Genomic DNA, 14,886 nt, shown 5'->3' with positions numbered 1-14,886 from the left:
ACCCTCATGTGATCGTCAGGTGTGCGCTGTACCACTCCGGCCGAGCAGGTACAGCCCGAGGACCGCGGCCAGGACGGCGCAGACAGCCGCCCCGGCGAAGATCGCGTGAACTTGTGATACGGCCGCGTCGAGCAGCGCGTCGACGTACGGACGGCAGTGCGCGGGGGTCGACGGGCAGAGTTCGTTGGGTGATTTGATGCCGTCGGCAATCGAGTAGTACCGGCGGAGGCCGATCGCGGTCAGCGCGGAGACGCCGACCAGCATCCCGACCATCCGCGCGACGACCACGAGAGCGCTCACCAGTCCGTGGCTGCCGGACGGCGTCGCGCCGAGCATCGCGGTGTTCAGCGGCGACAGTGCGAGCCCGAACCCGAAACCGCACACGAGCAGTACGACGGTCGCGGGCCAGTGGTCCAGCGCCGTACGGCTCCAGAACGCCATCACGACGAACATCGCACCGGACAGCCCGAGCCCGACGCCGGTGATGAGCCCGAGCCCGTACCGTCGCGTCAGCCATCCGCCGACGACCGCACCGACCGGCAGTGCGATCAGGAACCGCAGCAACACCAGCGCGGCCGCGAGCTGTCCGCCGCCCTGCGTCGTCCGTGCGAAGACCGGTACGTCGACCAGGGCCGCGATCAGCGCACAACCGATCAGAAAACTGACCACCAACGACCCCCACGCCGGCCGCGCACCGAGCAGGCCACGCGGCACGATCGCGGCCGGTGTACGCCGCTGCCACACCACGAATCCGATCGCGAAAACAGCGGCAGCGACGAGCAGCCACGGCCCGGCCGGCGACATCAGCTGCTTCTCGGGATCCGCGGTCGCGAACGCCAGTACGACGCCTGCCAGCGCGAGAGCAAGCATGAGTGCGCCCACGAGGTCCACCTGCGACAGGAGGCCGTGTAGCTGACTTCGCGTCCGCCAGAGCACCAATGCGAACCACACCAACGCCAGCGCCAGCGTGACGACACCGATCGGCGTCAGCAGCCGCGACGTACCTGTGAACGGCACGAAAGGCAGTCCGAGCGTCACACCGGACGCGAGGCGCTCGGGAGCGGTCAGCGTGAGTCCAAGGGCAACGCAGGCGAGCACCCCGACGACAGCAGACGGGGGAGGCCATCGCCAACCGCGCAGCATCAACGCGAGAACGACAGCGACCACCAGGTTGAGCCAGAAGATGTAGCGCCAGTCGGCCACCGACAGCACCACAGCGCCCAGCAACGGGCCGAGGACCGACCCGAGCTCCTGCACCGCACCGACGACCCCCAACGGCAACCCACGCCGCTCAGCCGGCCACAGGTCCGCGACCAACGCAAGCGTCGCGGGCACCAGCCCACCACCCCCGACGCCCTGAAGAAACCGACCGGTTACCACCAGCGGCAGGTCATAGGCGCCGGCTGTCACCAACGACCCGACCGCGAACAGCAGCAACGCCCCGACGAGGACAGGCGTACGCCCGACGACGTCCGCGATCCGCCCGATCAACGGCAGCACGGCGATGTAGCCGAGCAGGAAGCCGGAGATGATCGGGGCCGCCCGCTGCAACTGGTCCGCGGACAGCCCGACCCCGGACATCATGTCCGGCAACGCCAGCACGACGACATAGGTGTCCGCCGCCGCGAAGGCGACCGCGATCGACGCGAGCGTCAGGCGGGTCCGCGCCGAGCTCACGGCGCGGTGATCTCGACCTTCTCGCCGTACTTGTCGAGGGTGACGTCGTAGCTGCTGGTGGCGCCGGAGTAGAACGGCCCGGTGATGGTGGCCGCCACCAGTTGCTTGGTGGACTTGTCGATCTTGAACGTGCTCGGGAAGTCCTGATCGGCGGACGCCTTCGGGAAGATGCCTTGCAGGCTCTTGCCCTGGACCGAACCGGTGACCTCGGTCAGCACCTTGGCGCCTTCGCGGGTGTCGCCCTTCACCTTGGGGTCCTTCAGCGTCGGCAGTACCGAGCTCAGGCCCTTCGCCGGGTCGAGCAGGACGGCCGGGTCGGGCGCGCCCAGCCCGGCGAGCTGCGACGGCGGCAGCTCGATGTAGGCGGGTGAGAACGAGAGCTTCGCGTACACCTTGCTGCCGACCGACACGACCTGCGCGTCGATCGGCGCCCCGGCCGAACGCACGGTCAGCTTGCCCTTGAAGGCGGGTGCGTGCGTCGCGACACCGTCACCGCTGACCAGCGTCTGCCCGTTGTCCGGCAGATCGCGGCCGGTGAGCACGATGTGCACGCTGGCCGCCTCGTCGATCGCCTTCTTGGCGCCGGTCAGCAACGCGACGGCGTCACCGTTCGGCTGGTTGCCGCCGGTGTCCTTCTTGCTGTTGCAGCCCGTGAGCGCAAGGGCCACGACCGCGCAGAGCGCGAGCACTCTCTTCACAGGTTCAGCCTGCCAGATCGGAAGCGCACGCAGCGATCGGCTGCGCCACCGGTACGCCGGAACCGTCGCGCCGCGGGTCGACGGGCGGCAGCTCGACCGGCGCGCCGCTGCTCGCGCTGGCCTTCACCGGCGCGGCTCCGACGTACCCGAGGAGCAGGCCGTCCTCGCCCTTGAGCAGTCGCTGACACCGCACGCCACCGGTCCCGCGGCCCTTGCCCGGGTACTCGCTGAACGGCGTGACCTTCACGGCGCCGACCTCGGTCCCGGGCAGTGCCGACGAGGAGCCGGCGATCGTGACGACCTGCGCCTCGCGGTTGGTGTCCACGGCCCCGAAGAACACGACCTTCGCCTTGGCGGCCAGCCGTACGCCGGCCATGCCGCCCGCGGTGCGTCCCTGCGGCCGGACGGCGGACGCGGGGAAGTGCAGGAGCTGCGCGTCGGACGTGATGAAGCAGAGCTCCTCGTCGCCCGTGGTCAGCTCGATCGCGCCGATCACCTCGTCGCCGTCCTTCAGCGCGATGATCTCCCACGAGTCGCGGTTGCTCAGGTGGTCAGGTACGACGCGCTTCACCACGCCACCCGCCGTACCCAACGCGACGCCGACCGACTCCGGGTCCATCGTGGTCAGCGCGAGTGCCTTCTCGCCCGGCTCCAGCGACACGAACTCGGCGATCGGCGCGCCACCCTGCAGGTTCGGCGCGTTCGCGGTGGTCGGTACGGCGGGCAGGTCGAGCGACTCGAGCCGGATCAGCCGTCCCGCGCTCGTGATCAGGCCGTACTGCCCGCGGGCGGTGCTCTTGATCGCGGACACGATCGCGTCGTGCTTGGCCCGCGACTCGGTCGGACCGAACGGCTCGACGCCGTTGGTCCGGGCGAGCAGCCCGGTGGAGCTCATCAGGATCCAGCACGGGTCGTCGCTGACCTCGAGCGGTACGGCGGCCGTCTTGGTCGCGCCGGACGACTCCAGCAGCACGGTCCGGCGCGGCGTCCCGTACGTCTTGGCGACCTCGGCGAGCTCGTCGGAGACCATCTTGCGGAGCAGCTTCGGGTCCTCGATGATCGCGGTCAGCGCCTCGATGTCACGCTCGAGCTCGCCCTTCTCGGTCTCCAGTTCGAGCTTGGAGAACTTGGTCAGCCGGCGCAGCGGCATGTCGAGGATGTAGTTCGCCTGGATCTCGGACAGCTCGTAGATCTCGATCAGCCGGGACCGGGCCGCAGCCGAGTCGTCGCTGCTGCGGATCACCTGGATGACCTCGTCGATGTCCAGGATCGCGATCAGCAGGCCGTCGACGATGTGCAGCCGGTCCTGCGCCTTCTTCCGGCGGAACTCGCTGCGCCGGCGAGTGACGTCGTACCGGTGGTCGAGGTAGACCTCGAGGAGTTCCTTCAGGCCGAGCGTGCGCGGCTGGCCCTCGACGAGGCAGACGTTGTTGACGTGGAAGGCGTCCTCGAGCGGGGTGAGCTTGTACAGCTGCTCCAGGAGGGCCTCGGGGACGAAGCCGTTCTTGACCTCGATGACGAGCTGGGTGCCGTGCGTGCGGTCGGTCAGGTCCTTGACGTCGGCGATGCCCTGGAGCTTCTTGCTCTGCACCAGGGTCTTGATCTTCTCGATCACCTTCTCCGGGCCGACCGAGTACGGCAGCTCGGTGACCACGATGCCCTTGCGGCGCGGCGTGACGTTCTCGATCCGGGCCGTGGCCCGCATCTTGAAGCTGCCGCGGCCGGTCGCATACGCGTCCTTGATGCCTTCCAGCCCGACGATCTTGCCGCCGGTCGGCAGGTCCGGTCCGGGCACGAACCGCATCAGGTCGTCCAGGTCGGCACCCGGCGTCTTGATCAGGTGCCGCAGCGCCTGGATCACCTCGACCAGGTTGTGCGGAGCCATGTTGGTCGCCATCCCGACCGCGATCCCGGCAGCCCCGTTGACCAGCAGATTCGGAAACGCAGCCGGCAACACCGACGGCTCTTCCTCCTGCCCGTCGTAGTTAGGCCGAAAATCAACAACGTCCTCGTCCAGCCCGCTCGTCATAGCCACAGCCGACGGCGCCATCCGGCATTCCGTGTAGCGCATCGCCGCCGGACCATCGTCCAGACTTCCAAAATTACCGTGGCCGTCGATGAGGGGGACGCGCATTGACCAGGGTTGGGCGGTGCGGACCAGGGCGTCGTAGATCGCCCCGTCGCCGTGGGGGTGGTACTTACCCATGACTTCACCGACGACGCGGGCAGACTTCACGTGGCCGCGGTCGGGGCGGATGTTGTTCTCCGCCATTGAGAACAGGATCCGCCGCTGGACCGGTTTCAGCCCGTCCCGGGCGTCCGGCAGTGCCCGGGAGTAGATCACCGAGTAGGCGTACTCCAGGTAGCTGGTGCGCATCTCGTCGGAGACGTCGACGTCGAGGATGTGCTCCTCGAAGTCCTCGGGTTCGGCGGTGCTGCTACGGCGTGCCATACGGTTCTACGAACTCCTCGATCAAGTGGTACCGGCGCCGCGACGGTTGGCGCCGTACCTATTCTCCCTGGTGACCCGCGATTTCCCGGCCCGCGACCCGCAGAAGGTACGCAGTCGGGGCCAGAGCGGACCCTACCGCCAGCGTCAGACAGATTCCGCCGATACCCAGCAGGATGCCCCACGGGACCGTCATCGGTACGTCGGTCAGCCCGGACGTCATCGCGTGCCTGAGGAGGACACCGACGGTGATCGTGGTCGCCGTACCGAGACTGAGAGCTACTGCGCCGACCAGGGAAGACTCCCACAACACCATCCGGCTCAGCTGTGCGCCGGTCGCGCCGAGTAGCCGCGAGGTGACGAACTCGTGGCGGCGCTGCAGGCTGCTCATCAGCAGAGTGTTCACGATCGCGATCGCACTGTAGAGCGCGGCCGGACCGAGCAGCATCACCAGCCCGAGCTGGTTGCCCTTGCGGAGACCCTTGGCCTGGTCGGCTTCCCAGTCTGTGGCAAGCTGGGCGTTCGGCAAGCGCTTCACGAGGTCCTCCGGGCTGACGCCGTCCGCCGGGAGAACGAAACTGCGCTCGACCTTGGCATCCGGCGCGTGCCGGCGGGCGACGTCGAGCGGGATCAGGAACGACGGGTTGACCCCGAACGCGTCCTTCAGAATCGCCACCACCCGCAACTTGGCCGGTACGCGGTCCACGAACACCACCGGAATCTCGTCACCCACCCGGTAGTGCTCCATCCCGGCCATTTCCTTGCTGATAGCAACAGTGTTTCCGTTGAGGTTGCTGAGGTCTCCGGCGATCGTGCTGAGATCCCGCGTCTCGACGGCGACCTTTGGATCGATCCCCTCGGCATCCTCCAGCTCCGCGTAATCCTCCGCCACCCGCACCAGCTGGGTAGGTAATCCTGCGTCTACCGCCTTCAGTCCTGGGCTCTCAGCGGGTACCGGTCCGGTGACGACAATCGGCGCACGTACGGCATCCCGGATCGCGGCCGCCGAACTGTCCGCCGCAAAGCTCAGGCTCAGCACCATCGACCCGGCAATTGCCGAGATCGCCAGAATCGGCGCCGCGAGGGACGCACTACGACGCGGGGATGCGACCACATTGCTCCGAGCCAACCGCCCCGAGATGTGCGTCCACGCGACCACCGGCGCCGCCCACAGCCTGGTGATCACCGGTACGACGAGAGGCGCCAGCAACGTCAGCGCGATCACAATCACCATCGGCGTGAACATCGCGAGCGGTACCGCGCCGTCACCCGACGAGGGACGGATCAGCGCCAGCATCGTCAACGCCCCACCCAGGAACAGCAGCCCGAACACGATCCGTACCGCCCCGATCCGCGGCGGCTCCAGCTCGGCCTCCCGCAGCGCGTCGACCGGCGCGACCTTCCCCGCCCGCCGAGCCGCCGACCGAGCACCGAGCATCGCGACCAGCATCCCCGCGCCAACCGCGATCGCCAGCGGTACCCACGGCGACGCCGGCTCGAGCTTCACCGGCGCAAGGTCCGTGTACGACGCCTTACGCAGCAACAGCGGAGTAGCGAGCTGCGCAGCAACCGCTCCGGTGATCGACGCAGCCAACGCCACGACCAAAGCCTCACCGAGAATCATCCGCCGAACCTGCCGCGGCGTCGCCCCGATCAGCCGCAACAACCCGAGTTCCCGCCGCCGCGACGCAACCGCGAAGGCGAACGTACTGGCGATCACAAAGATCGTGATGAACCCACAGATCACCCCAACCATGCTCAACACGGTCTGCAACCCGGAGACATCCGCACCGGCCAACGCAACCCGTACGTGCTGCGCCGAGGTGTCCGCGCCCCCGAGCGTGGTCACCGCGATCGTCGCCGACGCCGGCAGGTGGTACGCGATCGTCGCCGCCGTCGCGGTCGCCGCCAACCCCAACATGAACACCCCGACCGCCAACGCAACAAAGGCCCCCGCATACAACGCCCGATGCCGCCCAACCGTCTGCCGACTCAGATAAAACATCACCGCCCACCCCCACTCACTGGGGCAAGGTACAAGGACCCGTGTGGCGGGACGATCTGCCTTCTGTGGCGAGACATCAGCGTTCCAACTCGCTCATCGCTGCGGCGATCTGGGCTGGGGTGGCGCGGTCGAGGTGGCCGGCGAGTAGACCGTCGGAGAGGAACAAGACGCGCTCGGCATACGCCGCCGCGACCGGGTCGTGGGTGACCATCACCACGGTCTGCCTGGCGCGATCGGTTGCCTCGCGCAACAGCCCGAGGATCTGCCGACTGGTACCGCTGTCCAGCGCCCCGGTCGGCTCGTCCGCGAAGAACACCGACGGCCGGGTGATCAACGCCCGCGCGATGGCAACCCGCTGCTGCTGCCCACCCGACAACTCCGCCGGCCGTCGCTTCGCCTTCCCGTCCAGCCCGACCTGCTCCAGCACCCGCAGTACGTCGCCGCGCCCCGGCCGCCGTCCCGTCAGGCGCAGGGGGAGCGCGACGTTGTCGTACACGGTCAACGACGGCAGCAAGTTGTACGCCTGGAACACAAATCCCATCTCGCCCCGCCGGAGCTTCGTGAGCTCAACCTCGTTCAACGTCCCCAACGTGACCCCATTGAGCACGACGCTTCCGGCCGTCGGCTGATCAAGCCCCGCCGCACACTGCAGCAACGTCGACTTGCCAGACCCGGACGGCCCCATCACCGCGGTGAAGGACCCGCGCGCGAAGTGGTACGTAACCCCACGCAACGCATCAACCGCCCCAGCCTTGGAGCGATAGGTCTTGGTGATCCCGTCCAACACCAGAGCCGGCGGTTCAACAGGTACGACGGAGGAGTACATCGGCGCAGTAGCGGTCATACTCCCAACCCAACCGCCAAACCCGGCCCCAAACCCTGGCCCCCAAGCGAAACCGTCAGTAGCGCCCGCGCTACCAACGAACTGGTGCCGGTCCTGGCAGCTTCGCCGAAAGGACACCGCTTCGCGGCGGCTGTCTTTCTGGCCGCCTCCGGCGGCGCGCGAAACGACCCATCGGGGACTGCCTCCGGCGAAGCACCTGTGCTGACCGGCCGATGTCGCAAGGGACGCCGCTTCGCCGCGGGCTGTCTTCTGGCCGCCTCCAGCGGCGGGTAAACCCTCTACCGCAAACGTGCTCCGGCGAAGGGAACCGACCCCGCGGCGGGGGCTACTGCTGCGTGTTGCTGCGAGTGCAGGCGTAGCGATGGTCACGGCGGGTCAGCCGTGGGTGCTGATGGTCCGCGCCACCGGAGGCGGTACATCGGTGTGCGCCGATGGAGGAGGCAAGTGGTCGCTGTCAGGAATCCGGCTGTCGCCAAGGTCGACGCCGCGGCCCAGCTCACCGGCGAGCGGACCTCGTCGAACATCAAGTAGTTCGCCATGGGCGACATCGCCGGAGCGGTGCAAGGGGGAGCGGTTTGCGGCGCGCGGAAGGCGCCGGAAGAACGGTCGCCGCGAAGCGGTGTCCTTTGTGCCTGAGCTGGCGAGGCGTGGGGCTTCGCCGGAGCGGTTCCCGTAGAACGGATCGCGCGCCGCCGCAGGTGGCCACAAGACTGTCACCGCGAAGCGGTGTCCTTTGTGCCTGAGCTGGCGCGGGGGGTTTGGCTTCGCCGGAACGGTCCACGATGGAGCGGTTCGCGCGCCGCCGAAGGCGGCCAGAAGGCTGCCGCCGCGAAGCGGTGTCCTTTGTGCCTGGGCTGGCGTGGGATTGGGCTTCGCCGGAACGGTTCACGATGGAGCGGTTCGCGCGCCGCCGAAGGCGGCCGGAAGACTGCCGCCGCGAAGCGGTGTCCTTTGGGGTCGGAGCTGTTGAGGGGGCGGAGCGGCGTCGTATGGAGTAGCGCGGGCGCTACCGCGGGAGGGTCGGATGGGCGCTTAGGGTGGGGATGGTGGAGGGAGTCACGACGGTTTGGGGAGCGCTGGCTTCGCCGCGGTACCTGGTTTCGTCGTGGCCGTGGCGGGTTTATGCGTATTTGTTGTCGTCGGTGCCCATGGGGGTGCTGGCGATCGGTGTGCTGGTGGGGCTTGCCGGGGTCAGTGCGTTGCTCAGTCCGATTCTGATCGGGATTCTGCTGCTCACCGCGTTTCCGCTCCTCGGTGCCGCGATCGGGTACGTCGAACGCCGCCGGGCGGGGCTGATGCTCGTCGACGGGATCCCGAGTCCGCACGCCGCCTTGCCGATCGGGCTTCCGGTCAGACAGAGGTTGGCGTTCCGGCGGCGGGAGCAGGCGTCGATGCGGGCGCTGGGGTACAGCTTCGTGCTCGGGACCTTCATCTGGCCGTTGAGCGCGTTGTTCGGCGGTATCAGCGCGATGGTCCTCGGGATCACGCTCGCGACGCCGTTCATCGCGGGCGACGACACGGTGATGATGTGGAACTGGAAGCTGGACTCGTTCGGTGAAGGGCTGTTGTTCCTCGTCGCGTTCGGGCCGCCGTTCTACGCGGTCAGCTCGTACCTGCTCGGCGTGATCGCCGGTGCCGAGGCGTCGCTGGCGAAGGCGATGCTCGGTCCGCGGCAGGAGGAATTGCAGCGCAACCTGGCCGAGCTACGACGTTCGCGGCTCGATCTGGTCGATGCGTTCGAGACGGAGCGGGCGCGGATCGAGCGGCACCTGCACGACGGCGTACAGCAGCGGTTGGTCGGGTTGACGATGACGCTCGGGCTGGCCGAGCTGGATCTGCCCGAGGGGGAGGGCCGCCGGCTGGTCGTGAAGGCGCATACCGAGGCGGAGGCGGCGTTGGCCGATCTGCGGGCTGCCGTACGCGGAATCCACCCGCGTGTACTGGTCGACCACGGACTCGAGGCCGCGATCCGCGAGGTGGCGGACCGGATGCCGCTCCCGGTGACGCTCAACATCACCATTCCGTACCGCTTGCCAGGACCGATCGAGGCGGCGGCGTACTTCGTGGTCAGCGAGGCGCTCGCGAACGTCGCCAAGCACGCGCGGGCGTCCAAGTGCGAGGTCTCGGGCTGGGTAGACCGGGATCGGCTCGTGGTCACGGTGCAGGACGACGGCGGCGGCGGTGCGAGACTCGGTGCGGGGACCGGGCTGACCGGCCTGGTGACCAGGCTGGACGCGTTGGGCGGCACACTCGACGTCGACAGCCCACCCGGTGGACCGACGCGATTGAGGATGGAGTGCCCGTGCCGACTCGGCGACTGAGCATCGTGCTGGCCGAAGATTCGTTGCTGTTGCGAGAAGGCCTGGCCAGCATTCTCGATCGCGCCGGGCACGAGGTCCGCGACCAGGTCGGCGACGCGGACACGCTGCTCGCGGTCGTCCGCAAGGATCCGCCGGACGTGGTGATCACCGACGTACGGATGCCACCCGGGCACAGCGACGAGGGACTGCGCGCGGCGGCCGCGATCCGGGCCGAGCGGCCGACGATGGGGATCCTGGTGCTGTCGCAGTACGTCGCCGACGCGTACCTGTCGACGTTGCTCGAGACAACGACCGGCGGAATCGGGTACCTGCTGAAGGACCGGGTCGGCCACGTCGCCGAGTTCCTCGAGTCGCTCGACCGGGTCGCCGGCGGCGGTACTGTCGTCGACCCCGAGGTGGTCCGGCAACTCTTGGCCCGGCGGCGCAACGACGGCCCGTTGTCGGCGCTGACCCCGCGCGAGCTCGAGGTCCTCGCGCTGATGGCGGAGGGCCGGGTGAACGGCGCGATCGCGGAGCAGCTCGTGGTCAGCGAGGCCGCCGTCCGCAAACACGTCGGCAACATCTTCGCGAAGCTGCAACTGGACGACGGGCTCGACCGGCGCGTGTCCGCCGTACTGACATACCTGAGAGGTTAGGAAAATGGACGAGGCGATCCGGAAGATCCTGGCCGAGTGCGAGACCTGGGCCGTGGTCGGCCTGTCGAACGACACGAGCCGGGCGGCGTACGGCGTTGCACGGTTCCTGCAGGGGCACGGGAAGCGGATCGTGCCCGTGCACCCGTCAGCGGAGACCGTGCACGGCGAGCAGGGGTACGCGACGCTCGCGGACATCCCGTTCCCGGTGGACTGCGTCGACGTGTTCGTACGGTCCGAGCTGGCCGGCGACATCGCGGACCAGGCGGTCGGGATCAACGCGAAGGCGGTGTGGTTCCAGCTCGACGTCGTCGATCAGGACGCCTACGCGCGGACGACGGCGGCGGGACTCACGATGGTGATGGACCGGTGCCCGGCGATCGAGTGGGGCCGTCTCGGCCCGGCCTCCTGAAGGGCACCCGACCGACAACAGGATGACTCCGGACCAGTTCGGTCCTGGTCCGGAGCACCCTGCCGAAACTACGCGGTTTCAGTTGAGGTAGCCCTCGACGGTGTCGGAGGAGCGCGCCTGCGCGTCGTCCGGGTTCTCGCCGAACTCCCGCTTGGCGCGGCGCTGCCGCAGCAGGTCCCAGCACTGGTCCAACTCGACCTCGAGAGCCCGGAGGCGGGTGTGCTCGTCGGCGTCAGCGATCTGCCCGGCCGCGTGCTTGGTCCGCAGCTCGTGCTCCTCGGCCACCAGTTCGTCAATGCGGCTGAAGATGCCCTTGTCGTCACTCATGGAGACACCGTACGCCCGTCCGGAAGTGGAGCGCGGGACAGCAACTCCGTGACGACCAGGATCGCGATCGCCTCGGCCGCGACCAGGCCGATCAGTACGACGAGTTGCAGCGCGGCGGCCTGGACCGGTGAGGCGCCGCCGAGGACCATACCGACGAAGGCTCCGGGCAGTGTGACGAGGCCGACCGTCCGGGTCTGGTCGAGGGCCGGCAACAGCGCGTCACCGGCGACCGGTCCGACGACGAGCTTGAAAGCGTCCGGCTGCATCAGCCCGATCGACAGCCCGGCCTCGAACTCGCCGTACCGGTTCCGGTACTCGCTGAGAACCCGCCGCCCGGCGAGCGTGGTCGCGGTCATCGCACCGCCGACGATGATCCCGCCCATCGGCAGGATGCTCGCCGGGTTGCGCGGCACCACACCCGGCACGATCAGCAGCAGCAGTACGGCGAACGCGCCCGAGCCGATCGCCGCCGCGCAGTACATCCACTGCCCCGGGATCATCGCCGTCTGCCCGAGCCGCCGCGTACTCGTCACGGTCGCGACCACGAACATCAGCAGCACGAACGCCAGCGCGCCGATCGTGTGCTGCAGGGCGACGCCGACCACGGCGCCGACCACAGCCAGCTGGACGACGGCCCGCAGCGCGGCCGTGACGATGCCCTTGTCATGACGGAGGCCGGCGTACCGGGACGCGCTGACGGCGATCGCGATCAGTAAGGGCAGGACGACGAGCGCGGCCCAGCCCAGTCCGGTGTGGAACGACACCTACTTGAAATCGGCTTCGTCGTAGGTCTGCCCGGCATTCCCGCTCTCGACCTTGGCCGCCTCGTCGGCGCGCAGCTCGACGCGGCGGATCTTCCCCGAGATCGTCTTCGGCAGCTCGGCGAACTCGAGCCGCCGGATCCGTTTGTACGGCGCCAGGTGCTCGCGGCAGAACGCCAGGATCTCGCCGGCGAGCTCCCGCGACGGCTCGTGCCCGGCGGCCAGTACGACGTACGCCTTCGGTACGGCGAGCCGCACCGGATCGGGCGACGGTACGACCGCCGCTTCCGCCACGGCCGGGTGTTCGATCAGCACGGACTCCAGCTCGAACGGCGAGATCCGGTAGTCGCTGGCCTTGAACACGTCGTCCGAGCGCCCGACGTACGTGATGTAGCCGTCCTCGTCGCGGCTGGCCACGTCGCCGGTGTGGTAGTACCCCTTCCGCATCACCTCGGCGGTCAGCTCGTCGGCGTCGCGGTACCCGCGCATCAGCGGGACCGGCGCCGGCGCGAGCTCGATGCAGATTTCGCCGTCGTCACCGATCTCGTCGGTGGCCGGGTCGATCAGCGCGATGCTGTACCCCGGCAGCGGCCGGCCCATCGAGCCGAGCTTGACCGGCTGACCGGGCGGGTTCCCGATCTGCGCGGTGGTCTCGGTCTGCCCGTAGCCGTCGCGGATCGTGATGTCCCACGCGTGCCGGACCTGGTCGATGACCTCAGGGTTGAGCGGTTCGCCGGCCGAGATGCACTCGCGGATCCGCACTTGGACCGCGGACAGGTCGGCCTGGATCAGCATCCGCCAGACCGTCGGCGGTGCGCAGAACGTGGTCACGCCGTACGTCGCCAGTACGTCGAGCATCTTCGCGGCGTCGAAGCGCGTGTAGTTGTAGAGGAACACGGTCGCGCCGGCGTTCCACGGGGCGAACACGTTGCTCCACGAGTGCTTGGCCCAGCCGGGGGAGGAGACGTTGAGGTGTACGTCACCGGGCTGCAGACCGATCCAGTACATCGTCGAGAGGTGCCCGACCGGGTAGCTGACGTGCGTGTGCTCGACCAGCTTCGGCTGGCTCGTCGTCCCGGAGGTGAAATAGAGCAGCAGCGAGTCGTCGGCCGCGGTGTCGACCTCAGGGACCGGGCCCTCGTAGATGTGCGAGTCGGCGTAGGCCAGCCAGCCCTCGGCGGGTTCGCCGACCGCGACGCGGATGCAGTGGTCCGCGATGCCGGCGTACCTGCCGGCGTCGGCGCCGCTGGTGACGACGGCGCGCACGTGGCCGCGCGAGATCCGGTCGGCTAGGTCGGCTTCGGTGAGCAGGGTGGTCGCGGGGATCATCACCGCGCCGGCGCGGATGCAGCCGAGCATGGTCTCCCACAGCTCGACCTGGTTGCCGAGGACGATCAGCACGCGGTCGCCCGGCTTCAGGCCCGCGGCGGTCAGCCAGCCCGCGACCTGACGGGAGCGCTCGGCCATCTCGGCGTACGTCCGCGTGGTGACCTCGCCGTCCTCCTCGACGATGGTCAGCGCGGGCACCTCGGGCTGCTCCACCGCGAGCGCGTCGAACCAGTCCCGCGCCCAGTTGAACCGCTCGAACCGCGGCCAACTGAAGTCCCGGTACGCCGTCTCGTAGTCGTCCCGGTGCGCCACGAGAAAGTCCCGCGCCGCCCGAAACTGCCGGGTGACCTCCGAGGTGCTCTGCTCCATGCAGCGCACATTACCCATTCAGGGCGAGAACGGCTCCGGTCACCACGAGTGGCGTGAGGATCAGTCCGCGCCACAGGAACGACCACCAGGAGATGTCCACTCGGGCGGCGTCGCACCTGGCCCGCCAGAGCAGGGTGGCGAGCGAGCCCCACAGCGTCAGCAGGCAGCCGCAGTTCACGCCGATCAGCAGCGCGAGCATGCGGTGCGGGCTGTTGGAGGCGACCGGCTCCATCGCCAGGTACGCCGGGAGGTTGTCGAAGAGGTTCGCGCCGACCGCGGCGGTCGCACTCAGCCGCAACTCAGACGTGGTCCCCGCGACGCGTCGGAGGATGTCCTCGAGCCCGTGCGAGCTCAGGAAGCCCACGACGGTGAACAGCACAACCACCGTCACGACGAGCTTCAGCGGAATCAGCGACCAACGCAGCGCGCTGCGACGCCGTACGGCGAACAACACGACGAGCACGAGCGCACCGATGCTCGCCGGCCACGCCACCTGTACGCCGGAGACGAACGCCGGACCCAGCAGCAGGCACACCGCGGTCGCGCCCCAGAACAGGACCTTGTCGTCGACACCGGGCGTCGGCGGTACGACGTACCGCCGTGGCAGGTCACGGTGGAACAGCAGGGCGAGCACGGCCACCGTGATGACGATTGCAGCGATCGCAGGGCGCCAGCTGACGGACAGGTAGCTCACACCGAGTTCACGGAACGGATGCAGCGCGAGCAGGTTCGTGAGGTTGGACACGGGGAGCAGGAGGGACGCCGTGCCGGCCAGCCAGACCGTGGTGAACGCGAAGAGCTTCGGCGGGATCTCCAGCTGACGTGCCATCGACAGGACCACAGGCGTCAACAGCACGGCACACGTGTCCAGGGACAGGACGATCGTGAGACCGGTGGCGAGCGCGACGACGAGCAGCCACAGCCGCCAGACCCGGCCGCGGGCCAGGTGCGCCGCCTCCCGGGCTGCGACGTCGAACACCTTGGCCTGATCGGCCAGCTCCGCGATCACGGTCACTGCGATCAGGAACACCAGGACCGGCGCGATCCGCTCGACCAAATTCC

12 protein-coding genes are annotated in these 14,886 nt (G+C 68.7%); 3 read left to right on the top strand and 9 right to left on the bottom strand.

Translation table 11 applies throughout. The annotated features are described in order from the left end of the window. Positions 1-15: 15 nt before the first annotated feature. The 5 genes from FB475_RS30870 to FB475_RS30850 all read right to left on the bottom strand — a co-directional run bounded on the left by FB475_RS30870 (position 16) and on the right by FB475_RS30850 (position 7,673). Positions 16-1,677 (bottom strand): MFS transporter, encoded by a 1,662-nt coding sequence (locus tag FB475_RS30870; protein ID WP_141860912.1) that lies wholly within the window; start codon positions 1,675-1,677, stop codon positions 16-18. After that, complete coding sequence (locus tag FB475_RS30865; protein ID WP_141860910.1) at positions 1,674-2,375, bottom strand: LppX_LprAFG lipoprotein; 702 nt, start codon at positions 2,373-2,375, stop codon at positions 1,674-1,676. The genes FB475_RS30870 and FB475_RS30865 overlap by 4 nt, the downstream gene beginning before the upstream one ends. Positions 2,376-2,379: 4 nt before the next feature. Continuing rightward, positions 2,380-4,827, bottom strand: a complete 2,448-nt coding sequence (locus tag FB475_RS30860) for a DNA gyrase/topoisomerase IV subunit A (RefSeq protein ID WP_141860908.1) — start codon at positions 4,825-4,827, stop codon at positions 2,380-2,382. A gap of 58 nt (positions 4,828-4,885) precedes the next feature. Further along, positions 4,886-6,829 carry an FtsX-like permease family protein gene (locus tag FB475_RS30855; protein WP_141860906.1) on the bottom strand — a complete coding sequence of 648 codons (1,944 nt, stop codon included), beginning with the start codon at positions 6,827-6,829 and terminating at the stop codon, positions 4,886-4,888. 76 nt (positions 6,830-6,905) lie between these two features. Continuing rightward, positions 6,906-7,673, bottom strand: coding sequence for an ABC transporter ATP-binding protein (locus FB475_RS30850; protein ID WP_141860904.1), 768 nt, complete (start codon positions 7,671-7,673; stop codon positions 6,906-6,908). Between the two features lie 1,043 nt (positions 7,674-8,716). Between FB475_RS30850 and FB475_RS30845 the strand changes: the two genes are divergently transcribed. The 3 genes from FB475_RS30845 to FB475_RS30835 are packed head-to-tail and all read left to right on the top strand — an operon-like array spanning position 8,717 to position 11,038. Continuing rightward, positions 8,717-9,994 (top strand): sensor histidine kinase, encoded by a 1,278-nt coding sequence (locus tag FB475_RS30845; protein ID WP_272952112.1) that lies wholly within the window; start codon positions 8,717-8,719, stop codon positions 9,992-9,994. Then, positions 9,976-10,629: a response regulator transcription factor gene (locus tag FB475_RS30840; protein ID WP_141860900.1), complete on the top strand. Its 654-nt coding sequence runs from the start codon at positions 9,976-9,978 to the stop codon at positions 10,627-10,629. Before FB475_RS30845 ends, FB475_RS30840 begins: the two co-directional genes overlap by 19 nt. Positions 10,630-10,633: 4 nt before the next feature. Then, positions 10,634-11,038 (top strand): CoA-binding protein, encoded by a 405-nt coding sequence (locus tag FB475_RS30835; RefSeq protein WP_141860898.1) that lies wholly within the window; start codon positions 10,634-10,636, stop codon positions 11,036-11,038. Between the two features lie 78 nt (positions 11,039-11,116). On the opposite strand, the gene FB475_RS30830 is transcribed toward FB475_RS30835, so the two are convergent. Genes FB475_RS30830 through FB475_RS30815 form a run of 4 tightly spaced genes read right to left on the bottom strand, consistent with a single transcriptional unit; the run spans position 11,117 to position 14,881 of the window. Beyond that, a complete protein-coding gene (locus tag FB475_RS30830; RefSeq protein WP_141860896.1) occupies positions 11,117-11,365 on the bottom strand; it encodes a DUF2630 family protein in 249 nt (82 codons plus the stop codon). Next, the gene (locus FB475_RS30825; protein WP_141860894.1) at positions 11,362-12,129 is read right to left on the bottom strand and encodes an ABC transporter permease; all 768 of its coding nucleotides are present in this window, start codon (positions 12,127-12,129) and stop codon (positions 11,362-11,364) included. The genes FB475_RS30830 and FB475_RS30825 overlap by 4 nt, the downstream gene beginning before the upstream one ends. Beyond that, positions 12,130-13,824: an AMP-binding protein gene (locus FB475_RS30820; protein WP_141860892.1), complete on the bottom strand. Its 1,695-nt coding sequence runs from the start codon at positions 13,822-13,824 to the stop codon at positions 12,130-12,132. A 10-nt stretch (positions 13,825-13,834) separates the two neighbouring features. Continuing rightward, positions 13,835-14,881 carry an ArsB/NhaD family transporter gene (locus FB475_RS30815; RefSeq protein WP_141860890.1) on the bottom strand — a complete coding sequence of 349 codons (1,047 nt, stop codon included), beginning with the start codon at positions 14,879-14,881 and terminating at the stop codon, positions 13,835-13,837. Between the last annotated feature and the right edge of the window lie 5 nt (positions 14,882-14,886).

The sequence above is a fragment of the Kribbella jejuensis genome, from assembly GCF_006715085.1.
GTDB lineage: Bacteria > Actinomycetota > Actinomycetes > Propionibacteriales > Kribbellaceae > Kribbella > Kribbella jejuensis.
The sequence above is the reverse complement of the archived record's forward strand: the minus strand, read 5'-3'. Positions and strand labels throughout refer to the sequence as shown.